The 23,619-nt window shown below is 41.5% G+C and carries 15 protein-coding genes and 2 tRNA genes; 8 read left to right on the top strand and 9 right to left on the bottom strand.

The genetic code is table 11. The features are described from left to right. The first annotated feature begins 27 nt into the window (after positions 1–27). From mutS to AB8P51_RS01485, 3 genes are all read left to right on the top strand, one after another. Positions 28–2,640 (top strand): DNA mismatch repair protein MutS, encoded by a 2,613-nt coding sequence (gene mutS / locus AB8P51_RS01495; protein WP_369746999.1) that lies wholly within the window; start codon positions 28–30, stop codon positions 2,638–2,640. A 110-nt stretch (positions 2,641–2,750) separates the two neighbouring features. Continuing rightward, a tRNA-Gly gene (locus AB8P51_RS01490) sits at positions 2,751–2,823 on the top strand. Between the two features lie 62 nt (positions 2,824–2,885). Continuing rightward, positions 2,886–2,970 (top strand) — tRNA-Leu (locus tag AB8P51_RS01485). Positions 2,971–3,825: 855 nt separating this feature from the next. On the opposite strand, the gene AB8P51_RS01480 is transcribed toward AB8P51_RS01485, so the two are convergent. Further along, a complete protein-coding gene (locus AB8P51_RS01480) occupies positions 3,826–4,185 on the bottom strand; it encodes a hypothetical protein (RefSeq protein ID WP_369746998.1) in 360 nt (119 codons plus the stop codon). 377 nt (positions 4,186–4,562) lie between these two features. On the opposite strand from AB8P51_RS01480, the gene AB8P51_RS01475 reads away from it, so the two are divergent. Then, positions 4,563–6,452, top strand: coding sequence for a restriction endonuclease (locus tag AB8P51_RS01475; RefSeq protein ID WP_369746997.1), 1,890 nt, complete (start codon positions 4,563–4,565; stop codon positions 6,450–6,452). A gap of 333 nt (positions 6,453–6,785) precedes the next feature. Here AB8P51_RS01475 and AB8P51_RS01470 read toward each other — a convergent pair whose 3' ends face one another. The 5 genes from AB8P51_RS01470 to AB8P51_RS01450 all read right to left on the bottom strand — a co-directional run bounded on the left by AB8P51_RS01470 (position 6,786) and on the right by AB8P51_RS01450 (position 13,847). Further along, positions 6,786–8,930: a glycoside hydrolase family 97 protein gene (locus tag AB8P51_RS01470; protein ID WP_369746996.1), complete on the bottom strand. Its 2,145-nt coding sequence runs from the start codon at positions 8,928–8,930 to the stop codon at positions 6,786–6,788. An 85-nt stretch (positions 8,931–9,015) separates the two neighbouring features. Then, positions 9,016–11,409, bottom strand: a complete 2,394-nt coding sequence (locus tag AB8P51_RS01465; protein WP_369746995.1) for a glycogen debranching protein — start codon at positions 11,407–11,409, stop codon at positions 9,016–9,018. 96 nt (positions 11,410–11,505) lie between these two features. After that, on the bottom strand, positions 11,506–12,015 hold the full coding sequence (locus tag AB8P51_RS01460; RefSeq protein WP_369746994.1) for a DUF3124 domain-containing protein: 510 nt from the start codon (positions 12,013–12,015) through the stop codon (positions 11,506–11,508). 53 nt (positions 12,016–12,068) lie between these two features. Continuing rightward, on the bottom strand, positions 12,069–13,016 hold the full coding sequence (locus AB8P51_RS01455) for a DUF1080 domain-containing protein (RefSeq protein ID WP_369746993.1): 948 nt from the start codon (positions 13,014–13,016) through the stop codon (positions 12,069–12,071). A 123-nt stretch (positions 13,017–13,139) separates the two neighbouring features. Beyond that, positions 13,140–13,847 carry a DUF6090 family protein gene (locus AB8P51_RS01450; protein ID WP_369746992.1) on the bottom strand — a complete coding sequence of 236 codons (708 nt, stop codon included), beginning with the start codon at positions 13,845–13,847 and terminating at the stop codon, positions 13,140–13,142. Positions 13,848–13,962: 115 nt separating this feature from the next. Between AB8P51_RS01450 and AB8P51_RS01445 the strand changes: the two genes are divergently transcribed. From AB8P51_RS01445 to AB8P51_RS01430, 4 genes are all read left to right on the top strand, one after another. Then, a complete protein-coding gene (locus tag AB8P51_RS01445; protein ID WP_369746991.1) occupies positions 13,963–14,223 on the top strand; it encodes a hypothetical protein in 261 nt (86 codons plus the stop codon). Between the two features lie 303 nt (positions 14,224–14,526). Further along, the gene (locus tag AB8P51_RS01440; RefSeq protein ID WP_369746990.1) at positions 14,527–15,735 is read left to right on the top strand and encodes an OmpP1/FadL family transporter; all 1,209 of its coding nucleotides are present in this window, start codon (positions 14,527–14,529) and stop codon (positions 15,733–15,735) included. 165 nt (positions 15,736–15,900) lie between these two features. Continuing rightward, on the top strand, positions 15,901–16,521 hold the full coding sequence (locus tag AB8P51_RS01435; RefSeq protein WP_369746989.1) for a vancomycin high temperature exclusion protein: 621 nt from the start codon (positions 15,901–15,903) through the stop codon (positions 16,519–16,521). 57 nt (positions 16,522–16,578) lie between these two features. Next, the gene (locus tag AB8P51_RS01430) at positions 16,579–17,832 is read left to right on the top strand and encodes an NRAMP family divalent metal transporter (RefSeq protein ID WP_369746988.1); all 1,254 of its coding nucleotides are present in this window, start codon (positions 16,579–16,581) and stop codon (positions 17,830–17,832) included. On the opposite strand, the gene AB8P51_RS01425 is transcribed toward AB8P51_RS01430, so the two are convergent. From AB8P51_RS01425 to AB8P51_RS01415, 3 genes are read right to left on the bottom strand one after another with little or no spacing between them, the layout of a single operon-like run. After that, on the bottom strand, positions 17,829–19,769 hold the full coding sequence (locus AB8P51_RS01425; protein ID WP_369746987.1) for an OmpA family protein: 1,941 nt from the start codon (positions 19,767–19,769) through the stop codon (positions 17,829–17,831). The two genes, AB8P51_RS01430 and AB8P51_RS01425, sit on opposite strands and share 4 nt — an antisense overlap. Before the next feature lie 4 nt (positions 19,770–19,773). After that, positions 19,774–20,757: a type IX secretion system membrane protein PorP/SprF gene (locus AB8P51_RS01420; RefSeq protein ID WP_369746986.1), complete on the bottom strand. Its 984-nt coding sequence runs from the start codon at positions 20,755–20,757 to the stop codon at positions 19,774–19,776. Continuing rightward, positions 20,757–23,492 carry a gliding motility-associated C-terminal domain-containing protein gene (locus tag AB8P51_RS01415; RefSeq protein ID WP_369746985.1) on the bottom strand — a complete coding sequence of 912 codons (2,736 nt, stop codon included), beginning with the start codon at positions 23,490–23,492 and terminating at the stop codon, positions 20,757–20,759. Before AB8P51_RS01415 ends, AB8P51_RS01420 begins: the two co-directional genes overlap by 1 nt. Between the last annotated feature and the right edge of the window lie 127 nt (positions 23,493–23,619).

The following is a 23,619-nucleotide window of genomic DNA, read 5'->3' as shown; positions in this document are numbered from 1 at the left end:
TGAACTCACTAAATCCAATAGCTCCGCATGAAGAAACCGAAGAAGGTAACACCTTTAATGAAACAATACAACACCATCAAGACCAAGTATCCTGATGCGCTGTTATTGTTTCGTGTGGGGGATTTTTACGAGACCTTCGGGGAAGATGCGGTAAAAGCTGCCAGAATACTGGGTATTATACTTACCCAGCGCAACAATGGAGGAGACAGGACAGAACTCGCCGGTTTCCCCCACCATTCACTCAATACCTATTTACCTAAATTGGTTAAGGCGGGGCAGCGTGTGGCGATATGCGATCAGCTGGAAGACCCAAAGCAAACCAAAACTATTGTAAAAAGGGGTGTTACCGAACTCGTAACTCCGGGTGTCGCCCTTAACGATGACATCCTGACTTCCAAGAGCAACAATTTCCTCTGTGCCCTGCATTTTGGTTCAGAATCTTATGGTATAGCTCTGGTAGATATCTCCACCGGGGAATTCCTTACCGCAGAAGGCAACCGGGAAGAAATTGATACACTTCTACAACATTTTGACCCCACCGAGGTCTTGATTTCAAAAAAACACCGAACCGATTTCTCGGAATCCTTTGGTACACAATATCACAGCTTTTTTCTTGAAGACTGGGTCTATCAGGAGGATTACGCCAGAGAATCGCTTCGCGCTCATTTTAAAACAGCCTCGCTCAAAGGATTTGGGGTTTCCAATCTAACACTGGGAATTATAGCTGCCGGTGCTGTTCTGCACTACCTCTCGGAGACTGAGCACAAACGATTACAGCACATTAATAAATTAGTCCGTATAGGGAATAATGATCATGTCTGGATGGATCGCTTTACGATCCGAAATCTGGAACTTTATCATTCACCTCATCCGGAAGCGGTTACCCTGCTCGATATAATAGATAAGACCAAATCGCCTATGGGAGGGCGATTGTTAAAGCGTTGGCTGGCCTTTCCTCTTAAAGATCTCGAGAAGATAAGAGACAGACACCGGGTTATCAGTTTTTTTACAGAGCATGAAAAACTGTTGAATGGTCTGCTGCAAGGGCTTAAGAAAATGGGAGACCTTGAGCGGCTTGTAGCCAAAATTGCCACGGGCAGGATTAATCCCAGGGAAACAGTACAGCTTAAGAATTCTATGGAGGCCATTGTTCCGATAAAACAAATGGTTTCCGATACGGGCAACAAAGCCGTTGATCAACTGGGAGATACCCTGGACAGTTGTGAAGAATTAAGGAACAGAATCAAGGAAGTCTTATGCGAAGAAGCCCCAGTTAACGTACAGAAAGGTTCTACTATTGCCCCGGGATTTTCTGCAGAACTGGATGAGCTTCGTGGGTTGGCCTCCTCAGGGAAGGAATACTTAGACCAGATGCTGGCCAGGGAAACCGATCGAACTGGAATAAGCAGCCTGAAGATTGCTTCCAATAATGTTTTTGGATATTATATTGAGGTCAGGAATACACATAAAGACAAGGTGCCGGAAGAATGGATCAGAAAACAGACGCTGGTCAATGCAGAGCGATATATTACTGAAGAACTTAAAGAATACGAAGCCAAGATCCTGGGGGCAGAAGAGAGAATCCTCGATCTGGAACAGCAATTGTTCTCACAACTTATCTTATGGATGCAGGCCTATATTTCTCCCATACAGAATACGGCTCAGACCATTGCAAATCTCGATTGCCTTTGTGGATTTGCACAGCTTTCCATAGAGAACCACTATGTGGCTCCTTCTATGAATGATTCCACAGAACTGAATATCACTAAAGGAAGACACCCGGTTATTGAAAAACAGCTCCGGCCGGGAGAATTGTATATTCCGAATGACATTATCCTGAACCGGGAAACCCAGCAAATCATTATGATAACGGGGCCCAATATGAGTGGAAAATCGGCTATTTTAAGGCAGACCGCACTTATTGTGCTTCTGGCTCAGACAGGAAGTTTTGTGCCTGCAGAAGCAGCCAGTATAGGAGTGGTAGACAAGATCTTTACGCGGGTGGGTGCCAGTGATAATATTTCCCAGGGGGAGTCTACCTTTATGGTTGAGATGAACGAGACTGCTTCAATCCTCAACAACCTTTCTGAACGCAGTCTTGTCTTGTTAGATGAGATAGGCCGCGGCACCAGCACTTATGACGGAATATCCATAGCATGGGCAATTTCTGAATATTTACACGAACATCCCAGCAGGGCCAAGACCCTTTTTGCCACTCATTATCACGAACTCAATGAGATGGCGGCCACCTTTGAGCGTATTAAAAATTACAATGTAACAGTAAAGGAATTAAAAGACCGGGTCCTTTTCCTCAGGACACTTAGTCCGGGCGGAAGTGCCCATAGTTTTGGGATCCATGTAGCCAAGATGGCCGGGATGCCACAACAGGTATTGAACCGGGCCAATAAAGTCCTGAAGAAACTGGAGCAAAGCCATTCCAGCGAGGAGCTTACCGGAAAGCTACAGGCAGCGGCATCTGAGATGCAATTGAGTTTTTTCCATCTTGATGATCCTTTACTGGAGGAAATTAAGGAGGAGATCCTTACCCTGGATATCAATACTCTCACTCCGGTAGAAGCGCTTATGAAACTCAACGAAATCAAGCGATTGCTCACTAAAAACAAGAAAGCAACTTCATAGTAGATCTTTGGTATTCCCGACGTTCTTTTTCCCTTAAAGTTCTTTGCGTTTTATAGAATTGTATTAAATTTGCGTCCGCATCTTTACGGGATGTGACGTTCATTATAAACGCGAAAATAGCTCAGTTGGTAGAGCGCCACCTTGCCAAGGTGGAGGTCGCGGGTTCGAATCCCGTTTTTCGCTCGAAACGCTGCTTGCCAGCGTTTTTTTGTTCTGTCCCCCTTCGCTAAAGCTACGGAGGACATGCTCGAGTGGTGGAATTGGTAGACACGTTGGACTTAAAATCCAATGGCCATTATGGCCGTGCGGGTTCAAGTCCCGCCTCGAGTACAGATGCAAGAAAAAGCCAGCGCAAAGCGCTGGTTTTTTTATTTCAGGACGCCAAGCCAAGCTCGCTTGAGCGAAGGTGGCTGAAATAAAAAAGCGGCATGAAATGCCGGCTTTTTCTTGTTCAAAATGACGCCACGGGACTCACGAAGTCCGACAGGACGAGTAATTCCCTCCTAACCTTAACTTTTCTGATGACAATCTGTTTCCGAGTAAAATCTGCATGAAATGCCGGCTTTTTCTTGTTCAAAATGTTCGGGCGGGACTCAACGACGAAGGAGTTAATTCCCGCCATTACTATTTCTTTTACACTCCTTAAACCAGGTAAACCCGGCATTTTATGCCGGCTTTTTCTTGTTCAAAATGACGCCACGGGACTCACGAAGTCCGACAGGACGAGTAATTCCCGCCTTTCTTCTTCATTTCTTTTACTTGTCTAAAAGAAACGAAGCAAAGAAAAAGACACTTTATCGAGAGGCAATTTTAATGCGTCGCATTAAAACCGGAGTAACCCTCCTAAATTGTTTCCAAGGCTTCAACAATTCTTAACGGAGTGTTCCTCCTTTGCTGCCGATAAAGGCTTACTTATCAAATAAACTCCGCCACCACCTTTACCGTCAGTCATCAGACTGGTGATACCGCAATTTATCCCAAAACCCTATATCATCAATTTCATGAACAATTAGATCATCCTGAAAAGATGAACTTATTACCTGCAAATAGTTTACAATCCGATAAGGATAATGCCTCAAGTCGCAGACTTGCTGCAGCAGGGAGAATTGTAATCGGACTAAATCAAATAATATTGGTTAAGATTAATCCCTCTTTTTATAGTGTCTAATTATAAGACTTGATTATTCAAGTTTTCAAGTTAGAATTAATAATTCTTTCTCTTAGATTTTTCGTTATTTTTTTTCTAGGTGCATTTCCTTTGCCAGTCATAGCTTCTTCACGACCTTCAAGTGCATCTTTACCATAATGCATAAAATTTGAAATGGTTATGCCAACCCTGTTACCGATTACACTTTCAAGAAAATCATAATGGATTGAAACTTGCTCTGCTATGTATTCAATTTGATTAATTGAAAGCCATTCATCTTCAAACAACCATTCAATCTGCCCATCCGGTATGTCAAAATAATAATTTAGAATTGCTCTAATATTTTCTTTGTTTCTTGGATATATATTTTGCTTTCTATCTGGTAATAAATTTGTCATAACGTTGAAATTACTTTTAATTGAACGATTCAATTAATCAGAATCCTATTAAATATTTGATTAAATATTAATTAATTCAAATCTCCATAGCAATATTCCTATTTCTATCCAAGGTAGTACCACATTTAAACTCTCCTCTACCAACAATCTAATCGTTTTCAATATTCTATTCCACCTCAACGATAATCGCGCCTATTGAAATGAATTAAAAACTATTTCCATAAACAATCTTAGAAAGACAAAAGTTCGTATTTTTTTGAAAAAAGGAAACCCATATACTTGTAATAGCAATTTAACAATTAAAAAGAATGATTTGTTTACAGGCACTCGGGACTGGAAAAGAGACAATGGATATTTTTTCTTAATTATGTAATACTATGGGAAGAAGGCAAAAAGACGGTGCTATCGTTTTACTATTTGTGATAGGGATTATAGGAGCCATATTACTTAAAATATTTGAAGGTCTATTAATGATATTAGACGCCCTTTATCAATCCTGGTATATATGGTTACCTGTGGTACTTGTAACAGTTGTACTTGCTATAATATTCAAAAGATTGAAAAAAGAAATGGATGAGAAAAATGATTTTACTATTGAATTAGCTAAAAAAAGAAAATCGTTGGAGAAATCATATGTTAAATATTTGGAAAAATCCATAGCGTTAATTGAATATTCTCTTCAAGAACAATTATTAAAACTAGATCAAATAAATCAGGAAATTAATTCCCAATTGATTTCAGGGTTGTCCTATAATGAAACAGAAAACAGTCAAAATGAAATCAATGATTCCCCAGAAAATATTATTAGAATAAAAAACATTCTTCAGGATATTGATTCTAAGTCTTTTAAAATTTGGGATGATCTAAAGGATAAAAATAAATTTGAAGGTAGAAGTCCTGAAATTAGATATAAGAAAAGCATATTAAAAATTGATTTAATTGATAAACCTTCCGAACCAGATTATAGTCAATCATTTAAAGAACTAACGCTACCCAAAAAATATATGATTGATCCTATTAATCAGTTTCAGGATCAAATTAAGAGTAATGTTTCAGAAGGAAACGAAAGGATTGAAAAACTCTATAATGATCGTTTAGAGTTACTTAAGTCCAAAAAAAAATCAAGTCTTGATTTGTTAAGTCAATTACAAACCAAATACGACAAAAGCAAAGAAGATTTTTATAACAAACGAAGAGTGTATAATGAAAAAATAGAAAATATCCGAATAGATTATTTTGATAACAATATCAAGGCCATAGAGTTTTATTGTGAAAAAATATTAGACAAAATCGAATACTATGAAAAGTTTGAAAAATCAAACAATGTTGGTTATAATGACATTAATAAAATACTTCTAGTTGAGTATTTATTACCTGACATAGAGGATTTTCCGGTAGTAAAGGAAGTCAGGTTTTTAAAAACAAAAAATGAGTATAAAAATATTCATCTCACACAAAAAGAACTTAAAGAATTGTATGATGAAACTTTATATAAAATATGTTTAAGCTTAATCTATTACTTATTTAAATCGGATGAAATTGACGCAATTGAATCTATTGTTTTTAATGGAGTAAGCAATAGTATAGATAGATCAATAGGAAAAAGAAGATGGGCATGTATAATGACAGTTCATTGTAATAAAAAGGAGTTTCTAGAAATTGAATTAGACAAAGTTTATCCTAAAGACTGTTTTAAGAAATTAAAGGGAATTTCCGCCCCCAATTTGACCGATTTAGTTCCTATCAAACCAATCCAAATTTTGAATAAGGATGATAAAAGGTTCGTAATTGGTGAATACATTGAAGTTGATTCTAGAACAAATTTGGCATCCATGGATTGGAAGGACTTTGAACATTTAATTAGGGAGATATTTGAAAAAGAATTTACTGTAAATGGTGGGGAAGTTCGAGTGACACAATCAAGTAGGGATGGAGGAGTTGATGCAATCGCCCATGATCCTGATCCAATAAAGGGTGGTAAGATTGTGATCCAAGCGAAAAGATATACTAATACAGTAGGTGTTAATTCTGTACGAGAATTATATGGTATTTTACAGGATGAAGGTGCCATGAAAGGGATAATAGTTACGACATCAGATTATGGAAAAGATGCGTATGATTTTGCAAAAGACAAACCACTTACATTGTTAAATGGGGCAAACTTACTTTCATTACTACATTCTCATAATTACAATGCAAAAATTGATATTGCTCAAGCTAAACTTGAAATTGAGGAAGGACGAATAAATAGCGAAGATGAAAGCTGATCATAAATAATCTTTGATAATTTAATCGGAAAAACCTATTCCACATAAGCCAACTAATTTTTTTTCCAATCTCATTCCAGAAAAATTATTCAGACGATATAAACGGCCCAAACCAGGTATTCTCCTCTGAGGGGGGGATGCTTTTGAGGGGGTGTCTAATTACAGTATTCTCAGTGATTTGTCGATTTTAACAGAAATACTTGAATTTGAGGGCCATCTTCCACTTTTTGTATGTTGATTATCAATTAGTTACGACTATATTTGACATAATAAATGTTATAGCACAAGTGAAATGTAAGAAGAAAAAAATATGATACCAGCCATCGGTCTGACCTATTTTTTTTCAATCAAACTCAACGCAAACCCTCCACCGGGGGCCAGGCTTACCTCAACTTTATCCCCGGAGGTGACTTCCATTGATTCAATTTCATATGCCTGGGGATTGGTGTCCCAATGCGAATCAGGGGCGTCTTTATAGAGAATAGCCTCATAGGTTTTACCGGGTTCCAGGAAATCCAGGGTAATAGTTTCTGTCCTGCCTTCATCCCCCGTAATCCCACCGACAAACCAATTTCCGCTGCCTCGCTCTTTTCTGGCAATGGTGACATATTCTCCTACTTCTCCGTCGAGTACCTTACTCTCACTCCAGTCGACCCCAACATCCCTGATAAATTGCAGGGCCGGGTGGGGTTTACCATTCTCAGTGTAGTGTTCCGGCAGGTCGGCAAGCATCTGGATAGGGCTGTAAATCACCACATACAAGGCCAGCTGATGTGCCAGGGTAGTGCTCACCTGGTTATCAGGTTTGTACTCTTCAAATTTGATATTAAAGATACCCGGGGTAAAATCTATGGGTCCAGACAGCATCCGTGTAAAAGCTACCGTAGGCAAGTGATCAGGAGGATTCCCTCCATCTTCAGCCCAGGCGTTGAATTCCTGCCCCCTCAGCCCTTCCCTGGCGATAGCATTGGGATAGGTCCTTCGTTTCCCTGTGGCTTTAATCGGCTCATGTGCGTTTATTGCGATTTTCATCTTCGCGGCCTTTTCAAGTACCTTGTGGTAATGCCTTACCATCCATTGCCCGTGATGGTATTCACCTTTGGGAATGATCTTGCCTACATAACCCGTCTTCACACTATTCATCCCATTGTCCTTCATAAATTTATAGGCCACATCCATCTGCTTTTCATAAGTAAGGGGTGCAGCAGAAGTTTCGTGGTGCATGATGACCTCCACTCCTTTTTCTTTGGCATAAGCCATCACCTTGTCAAAATCGTAATCGGCATAGGGAGTCATAAAATCGAAGACACCTTCCCTGTCCTCTGTATTAATCCATTTATCCCAGCCCGTATTCCAGCCTTCCACCAACAAGCCTTTTATTCCGTTCTCTGCTGCAAAGTCGATATACCGCATCGCATTTTCCGTGGTTGCCCCGTGGTTGGGCCTGATCTCGCCTGAATTGGTAAAGGTGTTCATACTCTGACTGCCTTCCATGTCCCAGGTAGATTTGCCAAGGTGCATCTCCCACCAGATCCCCACGTACTTCATGGGGGTGAAATAACTTACATCTCCAATAGCATTCGGGTCGTTGAGATTGAGTACCAGTTTTGATTCGATAAGGTCACCGGCCCGGTCTGCGATCTGGACAGTGCGCCATGGTGTATTAAAAGGGGCTGTGATCTCGGCCTTCCCCTGAAGACGTTCAGAGCCTACCAATTCACTGACCATGCTGTTGTTTGAAGTGTCTACCTTAAGGGTCATCCCAGAATAGTCTGTCAAATCGGCTTCGTGGAAGCTGAGGTAAATCCCGTCTTCTGTCTTCATTGTTACAGGCGTATTCACCGCATTCTCTGGAATATATGTTGCAGCCAGATTGGGATTGTCCTTGTATTTCAGCGCATCTATTTCAGAGAATTTGGTATGACTGTAGAGGTGCTCGTAAATATCCCAGTCGCCCGGTTGCCACCACACCTGGTGATCTCCGCTAAGATTGAATTGTGTATGTTCATCGGTGATAAGGGCAGTTTTAAAATTAGGTTGTTCAGGAAATTCATACCGAAAGCCAATCCCATCGTCATAGGCCCTGAAAACGATGTTCCATTTCCTGTTAGGCGACTTTACCTCTTCGAGGACTATGCTCATCTCATTGTAATGATTCCGCACACTGTCCTGTTCTCCCCAGGGCATGGGCCATGTCTCGTCTTCCATTCTGTAATTGATTTCAGCAAGCCGGAAGCTGTCTTTCAATGGCGCCTGGTCTTTAAATTCGAACCCCATGGTTGAGGGTAAAATCACAGCCTTATCCCGATAGGAAACTTTGTATTCGGGCATCCCGGAATCAGTAAGAGAAAAGCTCACTTTAATGTTATTATCGGGGGAACTGAGGACAGGTGTCAGGTTTTCAGAACAGTTTACAACTCCAAGAGCCATAACCAGAATAAAAATATAAGTTGAAATGCGTTTAAAATAGGAAATCATTATTTATTGGTTTAATGTGAAAGTCTATAAAGAAAGAAAACACGAGGCATATGTAGTATTAAGGATGGATATATGCGAATATAAATTAAGGTTCAAAAGTAACAGTGACCTCAAGGGTATTTTCATTTGTTTGGAAAAGATAACTTCCATCTTGCTGTTCCGCGCCTACCTCAGAGGTCATAACCATAAATCCTTTTTCCTCGCTTTCGTCCCTCATTTTCAAAACTATTTCCCATCCCGGATTCTCTTTAGTGACCTTAATTTTATACCCCTTATCAATAGTTTCGTAAAAGACAGAAACGGCATTATCGGCAATGACCACGTTCTCCAGTGATGCCACAGGCCATGCATCGGGCATTTGCGGACTTATTACTACTTTCTTTTCAGAGGCAAGAGGTTGTATTCCAAAAAACTGCTGAACGATGGGGATGGCAAAACTATAGATGTTCCAGGCTTGCGTCATCATCCCATAATCCGGGGACACTTCATACATACTTCCCGGCAGGGCATAGCTAAAGGTACGGGCCATTCGTTCAAGATAATTCAGGGCTTTATCCGATCTGCCATAGTTGTTCTCAGCTACTGCCTGAACCCCGGTAGGCAAGGTCATCACTGCTCCGGTATAGGAGAATATTTTAGATCCTTTAAAGGAACCATCATCAGAACCTGCAGATTCGTCCCTGTCGATGCCCGTAACAAATACACCAAAAGGATTGACAAATGTTTCTGCAGTCTCTAAAGCCCGAATCGCCTTCTCGGGATCGGCTATCTTCATTTCCATAGGGGTATTGACTACCCAGTTATGATGCAGTACAAAAGGCCGTGTACCCTGGAATGGATTCTCCAAAATTGCCTTCTTAGTGGCTTTTAATTCTTCTACTGCCCAGGGTTTGTTAAGCGTATCTGCCCTAACGATAGCATCTTCAATAAGGTGGAGTGCCTGTTGGTCTGTGCCAATAAAATCGGCATAAGAATTAAATTCTTCCGACCAGAATTCTGAATTGATCTTTTCTTTGAGAGCCTCCGCAGTTTCCCGGTATTCATTCTCCAGATCTGCCTCCTCGAGTTCTGCTGCTATTTTTGAAGCGTCGGCGAAGGCCCTTTGGGTATAAACTGCCACATCAATCATCTCGCTGTCGAGCCCATGTATTTCCATCATCCCAAAGCCATCGGGAAAACTATTGCCGTCTGAATCTTTTTCAGACATCAGCCAATGCAAACCTTTTTTAATCGTTGGAAAGTATCGTTTCAGGAAAGCTTTATCTCCATTCCATTGATAGACTTCCCAGATTAGAGAAGCAAATTGTGGAGTTTCATTGATATTCCCTTCATTAAAAACGGCTCCGTTAGTGGAAACCTCGTGAACGATCCGTCCATTTCCATTGGTCACCTCCGAGAGGCTGTCTAACAAGGCTATAGTGTTGTATACAGCTTCCGTCTGTCCCACAGCCATATAGCCTTTTAAGGCATATTCACTGTCTACGCCAAACCACCAGGGGTAGTCCGGGATACCTGCGGTTATACCACTTCCTATCTCAGGCACTTCGCGTACCAGCCAGTCGCAATTGTATTTCAGCCATTCAAAGGTTTGCTGTAAATGCTTGTCCGGAATCGTCAGTTTTGACATTTCAGCTATTTGAGCATATCTCGCCTGTTTTTCTTTCAGGAGTGTGATCGAATTATCATGTAGCGATTTATAGGTATCTATTGCAGCTTCTTCGGAAACATAAGAACCTGCAAGGGCAAATGTTATTGTCCTGGTTTCACCTGCGTCAAGAGAAAAGGGATATGTAAGACTGCCGCTAATCCCCTGCCCACCATAAGGGCTCATCAGCTGCTTTTGTGATTCTGAGGCAATATCGGCCCCAAAGGCCACAAACCATGGATTCTCGATATCTTTCATAACCCATGCATCCGCATTTTCCCTGAAATAAGCCTCGTCCTTGCTGTCATTCATCCCGGTTCTGTCCCCCAACCAAGTAGGTCGGAGATCAGCATGTCCTGTAAAGGATATATCGAGTTCCCTGGCTTTATTTGTTTCATTGGTAAGTGCAAGTTGAACCAGAATCCCTTCCTTATCATCGGGAACAAACTGCCATCGATCAATCTTTAATCCATCATTCTCAAAATTATATGAGTGTTTGTTGGCGAAGGGATAATTTGTAAAGGTATCGGCTTTATTAAGGCTTAATTTCTTTTCTTCCAACTGCAGCTGAATCTCAAAGCCATCCATTAGCTTGATGGGATGGTCCCACAGGCCTCCCATTTCATTTTGTATATGCCAGCCCAGCTCAGGAAAGCTTCCATCCTGATGACCCACCAGGTAAACACGATTCCCTGCTGTTACAAATGGTGAATTGAGGTAGGCCGACTTGCCCTCAATAGAAGGACTATCTTTAAATAAAGTACCAAAGGTTTCAGGCTGAGAGGAGGTGCAGCCCAATAAGAGGAGTAAGATAACAAGCAGAAAGTGTCTCATGATTTATTCATTTTTAAAGTGAATACCGACCCTGTAATTCTAATTGCTTACAACCCGAGAATAACGGTGAAATTCTATAATAGTCCTGGTTAAATTTTATTCCAGTCGAATCCCCTGAGAAGCAAAGGAAAGTCCTTGCTGACCTGATGTTGAAATCATAACTGCTTCAAAATGCGGTTCCTGTGAGTCAGTAGCCGCTGTCCAGTCGAACAGAAAATTCGCCCCCGTACCTCCTTCTTTGTCATTCTCATCGATCACAATTTCTATTGTCTCCATGGGAGCAATATATATGGTTCGGTTAAAATACGTCCGGATAAGGTTTCCTTTAGTATCAAAATACTGAGCTCTGGTTAGGTAGACGGTGTCGGCACGATTGATATTCCGCATACTCACCGTCGCTGTAAGGTCGTGCGTTACATGTTCGGTCTGACTGTAAATCTGAGAATACACAGACAAATATGTACTTCCCACTATCATAGAATCTGATCCTGATGGTGCAATCGTCCTTTTTTCCCAGTTCACCGGGTCAATGGAACTGTACTGTTTTTCCTCCTTACAACTCAGAATAAAAAGGGAAACCATAAAGAAGGCCAGCAGGTATTTCATATGACAGAATATAACATGTTTACTAAATTCAATCTTGTTTTGTCTTTTATATTTTATTTCTCAGGGATTGCAATAGTGATATTGCGATATTCCACGGGTCCGTGATCTCCCTGAAGATAAATTGGTCCTGGTTCACCTTCCTTACTATCGAGAGCGCCGCCTGTAATCCCCGGGATGATCTGCCTGTGGATAATTGTTTTGCCGTTGGCCACTACAGTTACCCGCCTTCCCACCAGGGTAATGTCATAGATTTGCCATTCACCGGCTTTCTTTGCGACATTCTCATTCGGTGTCAGGAAGCCATATACCCCTCCCAGATATACCGAAGAGGGTTCTTTCCCATAACTGTCCTCTACCTGCACTTCGTAACGCCCGCGGAGGTAGACGCCGGAATTTGAATGTTCCGGATACTTGAATTCGATGTGCAGTTTAAAGTCCATAAATTTTTCCTCAGTCAATAGGTTAGCTCCGGAAGCAGGACTTGTCAATACACCGTCTTTAACAAACCACTGATTGGTATCACTTCCTGCAGCTACCATCCACCCATCCAGGGCATTTTCCTTTAAGAGGGGTTTAGGTTTAGACCATTTTTCAGGTTCTGCATAAAGTAATTTTGGAGCTCTTACTCCCCTGAAGGCATGCGGCGTTCCTGTATGATCGAGAAGATTTCCTTCCATGGCATCTCCGTTCACAGTTCCTGTAAACATCATATACTGTGATCCGATCCACTGGGGAGGAATACTGAAACTGACCAGCTTGTCTTTAAAATGAACTTCGGAAATAGGTCTGGCACTTCCCGCATAGCTAACATAATACCCAACCAGGGCTTTTGATCCAGATTGCTTGACTTCCAGCCAGGAGGGAACCCATTGGTCCCCCAATTGTACCTCAAGGTCCCACTGCCCTATGACTTCGGGAACATCCTGGGCGTTAAGGTTAAAACCAAGTAGAGCTGCTAAAAGAAAGGTGAATGTCTTATAATTTTTAATTGAATATTGCATTGGAAAGGATTTAAGAACTTCACGTAAATATAGAAAATAAAATCGGGGTCTTTAGTTTGTTTTATAGCCAGAACCACAGCAGATGAATTACCCTAATTGCTTCCTTCCCGCAATTACCAGCTTCTACTTTTTTAATTCCTGATCGATAATTTCCAAGAGAGAATCAATTAGTAGAAGTCCTTCTTCAATGTAGACCACGCTGCCCCGATAATTATCTTTATTCATCACAATATTATTCCTTTCTAATCCTTCATTGGTAAAGATGCTATAATCCTTAAGCACTGCACTTTCGCCAAAAGTAAAGCTAACCACATTCCTTTTCAGTATTGGCAACCACTCATTCATAAATTCCCATTCGATATCTTTTATTGCCTGTCCGATAAACTTGATGCGATCATCGTAGTAGGTCCCTAACATAAATCTCAATTCCTTGTTGTGAATCTGGTCGAGTCCTTTAGATTTAAGAACTTCGTAGCCATTGGTCAGCGGCTGGAATCGACTGAAATGCATAAATCGAGCCAACCAAAATGGTAAACTGTCATGCTCTTTGGTGACACTCAAAATTGAATCAGCAGCTCGCAGGGCTCTTTTCCCATTTTCTGCGATCTGGCTCAAAGCAATTCTATCCTGTAATAAATTTACCCGGATCTGCTGTAGCATCTCCACTTCGAAATTTCTACTTTTCCGGTCTTCATTCCAATTATTGATCTGTAAAGCAAGGAGAATTCCAATCACAACCAGGATAATTTCTCCCAAAGCGTATCTCAGGTATTTTGTATTCTTTCCATCCCCGAGGAGTTGTTGACGGATTTGACGAAAAAATCGGAACATAGATTGTAATTAGAAGCAAGCATTAGTTTTCAAGATAACACTTTCCAAGAAATAATTTTTTATTACTACAAAGCTTTGTACTTTTGGATATATTCCTATTATTTGGATTATTTCCATGATATATACAAAATATTTTAGTGGTTTGATTGCCCAATACGGCCGGCCGAATATGAGCGATACCCAGTTCAGGTTATTGATGAATATTGTGCACCTGGAAGGTCGGCTCGAAGGTATCAATACTATCAAACGAAAACTGGAAGGAACCCGGGAGGCACATCGTTTCGACATAGAGTATTTTAATGTCCACAAAAAACTCACTGAACTTACCGGGAATCTGCCCCCAGAGTCATTAAAATCCAGGTTATTTGTCACCTGATAGATTCATGAACTAAAACATGCTTATTATCAGTATTTTAAGGCTTTTGTAACTCAGGTTACACAAGTACCAAACTATGATTTTCATCAGTATTTTCAGGCTTTCTTAGGTATACCTTTATCCCAATTTAAGTAACACAAGCCCGTAAATTCACGAAAGTTTTACCCCTGTGAATTGAAGGGTTGCTAAATTCACAATTCGATGAAAAACTATCTGCTTACTTTCGCCTTTTCCATTCTTGCATCGGCGGCATTTTCACAAGCCGGACACGTCATGTAGGGAGTGGGTTCTGTAAACATGTCCATGGGTGGGGCTGCCACCGGTCAACCTCTTGATATCTCCGGAGCACTGCAATGGAACCCCGCGGCAATTTCTGTTTTTGATGAAAATCAACTAAAGCTTGATATTGGTTTCTTTTTCTCCTCCCCCGAGCTGAGTTCTACAGTTCCGGAATTTGATAGTAACGGACAACCAACCGGAAATTTCTTTAGCGGAACTACGGAAGACGACCGTGGTGTATCCCCTCTTCCGGCAGTTGCCTATGTCTGGAGTAAACCTGAAAGCAAGCATACTTTTGGACTTTCTGCTTTCGGGATCAGTGGCTTTGGGGTTACTTTTCCTGAAAGTGCTTCTAACCCCATAAATATGCCTCAAAGTATGGGAGGCTTCGGCAGGGTTGAGTCGGATTACAGCCTGTTACAAGTTGGATTTACCTGGGCGTATGAGATATCTGAAGAATTCTCAATAGGTGTTGAACCTAATTTCAATTTTGCTACCCTGGAGTTGATTCCCAACCCAACAGCCAATCCTACAGGGGCGGGTTATCCCTCCACAGACAAGGCCAGTGCCATAGGTTTTGGAGCCCAGTTTGGACTATTTTATCAAAGTCCGACCGGCTTTAAAGCAGGTGCTTCCTATAAAACTAAACAAGTATTCAACGATTTCAGTCTGGATAATACCTACCTTGATAATTCAACATCCAGCAATGACTTTAAGATCAATTATCCCGCCATCTATTCGCTGGGTCTTGGTTATTCTCTGGGCAATGTAGATCTTGCTTTAGACTACCGCCTGGTAGATTATGAGAATACGGAAGGGTTCCAGGAAAGGGGATGGACCAATACATTTTCCGTTGCCGGATTTGGATGGGAGAATATCAGTATCATTTCAGCAGGTATCCAGTACAAAGGTGTAAACAAGCTTCCTTTACGCTTAGGATATACGTATAGCTCTAACCCCATCAACAGTGATCTCGCTTTTTACAGCGTTCCTGCAACGGCTATAATAAAAAATGCCTTCCAATTTGGATTGAGTTATGAGTTGAGTGACAAAGTTTCACTGGATGCCGTCTATCATTATGGTTCTAGTGGTGATGCAACTTCAGGTCCCTTATTAAATCCTCAATTTATCGAGAACTTCCCTCCTTACGGTGCTATCCCTGGAAGCGAAGTTTCTTATGATATGACTACGTCAATGATTATGGTAGGTGCAAGTTTTAATTTAGGAAAATGATTCAGATGTAGATTTATTATTGGTTAATTCAGGACAAAGCGGTATTCTTACGAGAGTACCGCTTTTATTGATTATGAAAAATATCGAAAATCTATTGGAAGATTTGTCTGCCCGATGCTTTCCAATTGGCGCATTTCCTTACCTTTATCAACCTCAATACGCCTTATGAAAAAAAGATTGCGCACTGTTTTTCTTCTTTTATTTATCCTTCCTTTATCCACTTTGTTAATCTGTGATGCCATTATTGATCGCGGGGCAAAAGGGAAGACATTTTACAGTGTACAATCTGTCCCTAAAAACAAAGTAGGTATTGTTCTCGGAACGTCAAGCAGGCTTATTGCCGGGGGTAATAATCCTTATTACACCCATCGTATAAGCGCAACTATTTCCCTTTATAAAGCCGGAAAGATAGATCGGGTACTTGTGAGTGGCGATAATGCCACTAAGTATTATAATGAACCTGATACATTTAAAAAGGACCTTATTAAAGGAGGCATACCCGAGGACAGCATCATGCTTGATCCATCAGGATTCCGAACTTTGGATTCCATGGTGCGGGCTAAGGAAGTTTTCGGACTTGACAGTGTGACTGTCATCTCTCAAAAATTTCAGAATGAAAGAGCCGTGTATCTCGCCGAAAAGAAAGGTTTGTACGCTATAGGATACAACGCTCAGGACCTGGAGGGTTCCGAGGGGTTAAAAGTCCAGGTACGCGAATACTTTGCCAGGGTGAAGGTGTTTGTAGACCTTCTTCTAAACACTCAGCCACGTTCCAAAGAGTCTTAATGCACAGAAAGGAATAAAATTGCACAAAAAATCCTACTTTAGAGCAGTACACTGCTTATGCCAAGCGTAAAAACATTGATCAAAAATTTAGGGCCGGGCCTGCTGTTTGCCAGTATGGCTATTGGTACTTCACATTTGGTTTTGTCTACCAAAGCAGGTGCCCAGTATGGCTGGGTTATGGTAATTCCAATTATTCTGGCGAACATCCTGAAGTATCCGTTTTTTGAATTTGGCATACGCTATACTGCGGTGACCAATACGTCCCTGATTGAAGGGTACAAAAACCGGGGGAAATCCTATTTGTGGATTTACACCATAATTACCCTTGTTACGACTTTTACTATCCTGGCGGCTTTATATGTGGTAACCGCCGGTTTATTCATCAACCTATTTAAGATTGATGAATTATCGGTAGCTACCGTTGCGCTGGGGCTGTTCACCTTTATATCTGCTGTCCTGATCATAGGGCGATACCGATTTCTTGAATTATCCCTCAAGTTTGTCGTTTCTATTTTATTTCTGGCACTTTTGGTTACTACTATCCTGGTCTTATTTAAAGGACAGGTAGATCCTGCGCCCGGGTTTACTCCGTCACCTATCTTTAATGAAGTTGGTATATTATTTCTGATCGGTCTGGTGGGATGGATGCCTACAGCGGTTGAAGCTAGTAGCTGGATAAGTCTTTGGACCCTCGAGAAACAAAAAGTTACAAAGCGCCGATTACCCCTGAATGAAGCATTGCAGGAATTTAATTCGGGTTACTACATGACCGCTTTACTGGCCATTTTCTTTCTTGTTATTGGCTGGATGACGCTTTACGGAACCCAAACCGAACTTAGTGACAACGCAGTGACCTTTGCAGATCAGGTAGTACAACTTTTTACTACTCATATTGGAAAATGGGCATATATTTTTATCGCAGTTTCAGCCTTTGCTACAATGTTCAGCACCTGTATGACTGCGCATGACGCCATAGCCAGGGTGAGTCTTGACATTTTAAAGCACCTCACTCCTGAGCATAAGGATTATTCGGGGAAAAAGTATTTTGCCATAGGAATTATTGGCCTGGCAATAGTTAATTATATAGTCCTAACCGCTTTTAGCGCCAATATGGGTACGCTGGTCGCCCTGGCCACCTTTATTTCATTTGTCATGGCGCCTGTAGTTGGGTATATGAATTTGAAAAACGTAATGAGTAAGGACCTGCCGGGAAAATTCCACCCGGGCAAGGGATTACAGTATCTCACCTATGCAGGTATTCTATTCCTCTCACTCTTTGCCTTATACTATTGCTGGATGGTCTTTTTCTAGAAAAGTAAATCGTAATTCAGGACAACGATCAGCTGCCTTTCGTTCTTTTTGTGAAAGGTATCAAGGCAAAATACTCCGTTGGTACAGTCGTTCAAAAGTTTATCCTCTCCATAACCAATGGAGTATAATATATTGGAAGAAGACACTCCGTTACTCTCGAGGTAATTTTTAATTGCATCGGCCCGGCTCTGAGAAATCCTGAAGTTGGTTGTTGAGCCTCCCCTACTGTCGGTATGGGATTCAATACGGAGTTGCATTTGAGGGAAACGGGAAACGGCATCAATTACCTTATCCAGTTCTGTTGCGATGGCCGGGGTAATGGTGCTCTGTCCTTTATCAAAATAAAATTTATTCAGCTTTAAAACCGTTTGATCTTCGGTTTCCTCCACCAGGTCGTCAATACTTACAATACCCATGTTATAAGCGGATTCCTGAATCTGCTCCAGGGCAGCTCCGGTGTAGGTATCTGAAAAGATAGAATGACGATTTTTAGTGGCCTGTATGGTGATCGTTTCCTGCCAGGGAATTTCAATTCTAAACATCCCTTTCTCATCTGTAATCTCCTGCTTGATTACATTTCCTTCCTGATCGAGCAATCTGATTTCTGCCTCCGGAATCCGGTCGTTTGTTTTCAGATTCAATACACTACCATTAAGTGTAAAGGTTTTTATCCCGGGTTTCTCTTCGATAATAAAACCATACAGATCATCATTTCCTTTTCCTCCGGGACGATTGGATGCGAAATACCCAATAAGACTGTTATCCTGATAATTTTTGAGGATAAATCCAAAGTCGTCCTGCTCCGAATTCAATCCTTTTCCCAGGTTTACGGGAATACTAAATACATTATCTTCCAGTATTTCTGATTTGTAGTTATCCATCCCACCCATACCGTAAAATACATCTGAGGAAAAGTACAGACTGCCTTCAAATATATAGGGGGCAATTTCATTCCCCGGAGTGTTTATTCGTGGTCCCAGATTCACTGGCGATGACATAATCTGCCCATTATTGGTATACACGTAATAAAGATCTGTTCCTCCCAGGCTATCCTCAAAATTTGCAGCAAAATAGAGTTTTCCGCTAGTCGAATCATAGAATGGATAATAGAAAGAAGTACTGAGGTCCTTTAATAGAAATCGGAAATTTCCTCCTCTATCTGTGGATCCCACAGACAAGGCATTCCTCCCATTTTCGTCGAACACTAAATTACCATTCTCCTCATTAGAGCGGATGTAAAATACCATATCCAACTCTTCAGAATAGTAAGGCGTACCCTGATGGTAATCGAAAACCGGTATTCCCCTAAAAGGTCGTGTTGCAACAATATCGCCTTTGGGATTAAGCCTGGCTACGAAAATATCCAGGTAAGATTCTCCCGAAGGTTCATAAGTTTTTTTTGAATCAAGGCTACGGGCACTTGTGAAGAGTAATTGATCTCTGTAAAACGAAGGTGCAAAATCGGCTTGTGGGCTATTCTCGTTTAAATTGAACACCTGGGCCAGATCACCCTGATCCTGTACCTCAGCCTGCAGATCAAAATTAAACCGGGCATTTTCATATACTTCCGGGGTAAATGAGGAGGCATTAGAATTCAGAAAGGATTTAACCTCTTCGAGCCCTCTTGACTGCCCCATACTCTGCAACATTTTATTCAGGTGGTAACCTGACAGTACAGAATCTTTTTCATAAACCTCTAAGTAAGTACTGGTAGCACGGTCATTCTGCCCTATTTTTTGATAGGACTCTGCTAAATTTAAATATTGCTTAACCGACAATGGCCCCTCTCTCATTTCTCTGAGATACTGCTGAATTGCCGACTGATATCGATATTCATAAAACAGAATATCGGCTCTGGACATGCTGTCCTGCGCCGCAGACATCACGGAGAATAGAACAGTTATAAAGAGAATTAAACGCTTCACTTTCGTATCCATTAAATTAAAAGAATCTCGGACTATCAATCTGTTTAGGTTTACCTTTTCTACTTTTCGTTTTTTCAGGTCTTTTCCTATTACCACCTTCCCCTAGACTAAACTTCATTATTACTTCATGCGAACCCTGATTGTACTGGCCCAGGGAGTTTGTGTTATAATCATAAGAGTAGCCCAAAAATACGCCATTCGAAATCTGAAAACCGGCCAATCCACTCACTGCGTTATCGATTCGATAGCCTACACCGGCAGTGACTACATCACTAATTAAAAAATTAGCAGAGAAATCAAATCGAAAAGGCAATCCTTCAAAATAGCTGGCTAAAAACGCTGGTTTAAACTTTAAATTATCCCCCAGTTCAAAAACGACCCCACCGATCATATTGACTTGTACCCGGTCATTAAAAAAAGCTTCTACCTCTTCGTCCTTGGTGAGCCCTGTGAGGAAGTTAGGAACTGAAGCTCCCAGATACCAATCTTCGGAGTACAAAAATAACCCAGCTCCAACAGTAGGGTAAAATTTATTAAATACAGTGGTGTTCAAAAGAGGTTCATTTGGATCCTCGAAATTCCCCTTCGTAAAGTCGATATCCAATATGCCGCCCCCGGCATCAACACCAAATGACAAATAAGTATCAGAGGACAGGTTTACCTGAAAGGAATAGGCTATATCAAAAAATGTCTGACTTGTAGGGCCAAACTGATCACTCACCACATTGAAACCCAGTCCATTTCTTCCATTAGACATTGGTATGTTAGACCCAAACCGTAGAGTACGAGGAGCACCATCGATATCTATCCACTGGGCCCGATACAAGGCTGTAATTTCTGCCCTGTCAACTGAACCTACATAGGCAGGATTAAAACTGCCAATGTTATACATGTATTGGGTATACTGTGGCTCGAGCTGTGAATAGCTGAATAAAGTACACAGGCCGGCAAGACTGAATAAAATAATGCGTTTATATGTCATCTCAGCCTTTCTGCCCATTATCTAATAATTTGAATCCAACCTTTGAGAACTTCCTGCTCTTCTCCAAAGGTGAGGACATAGAAATAAGTCCCTTTGGGTAAATCACCATCCTTTCCTGTTCCGTCCCAGCTATTATCATATCGAGCGGCATTGAATACCATGTTCCCGTATCGGTCAAATATCTCGAGTGTATTATTAGGAAATAATTCGATACAATTGACAACAAGAAAGTCATTTACACCATCTCCGTTGGGAGAAAACTGATTAAATTCCAGTCCGCAGTTATCAGGGATTTCCGGACTTGCCTCGATCTCAACAAATGAGCTATCATTATCCGGATTGTTGTCAAGTGGCACAGATGTAATGATCGAAGCTGTATTTCTTAAAGTAACAAAAGTGGACAGTTCCTCTGATATTGTCACAATAATTATAAGGGTTGCACTTTCGCTGTCGAGGAGTTCAGAAATCTGCCAAATACCTGTACCCGGATCATATGTTCCTGTAGATTCGGTATGAGACACATAGACAAATCCGCTATTAATGTCGATGAGATCTTCCGCCTCAATATCAATCACCCGGTCTGATGTAAGGTTGTTCACTTCTATAGTAAATACTACCTGTTCCCCTGATAATGCTTCCGTGCGGTCTGCTGTTTTAACAATCTCCAGATCTATAGGATCAGGATTACAATCTAAGGACAGAACAGGGTCACATGGATCCAGAGGATCACTGCCATTTAAAACTTCTTCGCCATCTTCAAGGCCGTCATCATCGGTATCAGGATCATTAGGATCGGTTCCGAGTACTCCTTCCTGCCCATCTGTAAGGCCGTCATTGTCACTATCCACCGCACAATCTGTAACTGTAATTGTAATTGTTACCGAATCATTAGGGCAGGGCGGCTGTGCCCCTGTGGTGGTAAAAGTAAATTCATAGTCTCCTGCAGGTTGCCCTTGAAAATCAACACTATTCTGACCGTTGATTACGATAGCGCCTCCGGATGGATCAGTTGTAATCGTCCAGAAGCCCTCATCTTCACCGTCTAGCTGGTTGTCTAAGTCAAGGGTAGTGGGACCATTGATTGCATCATTGCAGGAAAATCCATTAGAAGGGACACCTGTATTTGGTACATTGTTTACAGTGGCTGTCACGGCTTCCCGTTCAGAGGTACAACCATTTGCTGTTGCTTCAACGTAATAAGTTGTTGTTGTATTAATTACAGGTGTCACAAAGGTATCTCCCGTAGCAATAAGGTTTCCCCCGGTTGAAGCATCGTACCAATTTATATCCGGATCACTGGAATCTGGAGTCGATGCAAAAGCCTGGAGCGTTAATGATCCCGAACCGCAAATAGCATCGGGAACCAGAGAGTCGAAAACAGGAGTCTGATTTAATACAAGGGTAATTTCTAACAAAGGGCTCGCACAGTCATTGACGTCGTCATAGAAAAAACCATAATATGTTCCGGGTATAGAAACCACCGTATTTGATATATGAGCATTTGTTACCAGTGGATCAGGATTTGCACTCCAGGTCAGGCTTGTTCCCGCAGGAGGAGTACTGTTGGTATATTCATTCAAATCCTGGTTGATAACGTCACAAAAGAGCGTAGAAATCCCTGTAGGTGCCGGGGGCGTATCACCGGCATCACAGACAGGAGGAACGTCATCATTGATAATGGTACCCTGACCTAAATTATCGTTTAAAACGGCATTCACGGGATTGCTTAGAATCACAAAGAAGGTCTCGTCCGTTTCTGTGTTGACATCCCCATTTACAGTGACATCAAGAGTTGTGCTGTTACTTCCCGCTGATATTGTTCCAGTTGCTCCTACTACCTGAACGTAATCCCCTCCGGCAACATTTGCAGTACCATCCCCTGTATTCCATGTAAAACCAATATTGTTGGCTGCATTGCCGCCGCCGTCAACACTTACCGTGAAAGTAAAAAGTGATGTGCCCGCATCGAGCTCCACCTGAGTAACATCATCGATACTAATTGCATCTATATCGTCATTGGTAATTGTAACTGTAGCGGTGTCGGAAATATTTATATCTGAAATAGCCACTTCGACCGGCACTAAATTGTCCATTGAGACAATTACAGTTTCATCTGTCTCAACTGTTGCGTCTGCGGTAGGACTAACTGTAAAAGTCTCTACCTCTCCTGCTGTTCCGGCGAATGTGAGGGTCTGACTTACGATAGCCGTGTAATCACTATCGGCAAGGGTAGCACTTCCGTCAGCCGTAGAAACGTCAACCGAAAAACCTCCCTGCACTTCATTGTTCAGAGTTGCTGTTACTGTAATCGCACCTGAATCTTCATCTCCGCTTATGTCGGCGATAGTAACTGTTGCACTGTCATCATTAAGTAGAGTACCTATTCCTGTGTCATCTGTGAGGTTGCCCTGGCTGGGATTCGATAAAACAACTGTTATGGTCTCATCACTTTCAACTTTTGTGTCAGCTCCGGTTACAACGGTGATAGTTCCACTTAAGGATAAAGCTGGGATGGTTAATTGATCAGTATTGGCCGTGTAATCATTATCGAGGATCGTGGCCGTGCCATCATTGGTAGTAAAATCGATCGTAATATCGGAAAGAGAGGGTAAATCAAGGGAAACTGTAAATACTAAATTCGTGCCTTCCGTTTGGGAATTATCATTAATCGTAATATTCTGTCCATATCCAAAAAGCCCAAAAAACATAAAGAGCCCTGCTAAAAACGAGGAGTTCGATAAGAGGTTCTTCAAAAGTGATTTTATGAGGCCAGCTAATAGATATCTTTCCATAGGCAATCCCAAATAGGCTTTAAATCTGCACCCTGATCGACAAACTGCAAAAATAAAACAGGGATTCAATATTAAGAAAAATTGAACC

Source organism: Muriicola sp. SD30 (assembly GCF_041205185.1).
Lineage (GTDB): Bacteria > Bacteroidota > Bacteroidia > Flavobacteriales > Flavobacteriaceae > Muriicola.
This window is presented reverse-complemented; position numbering and strand designations above follow the sequence as displayed.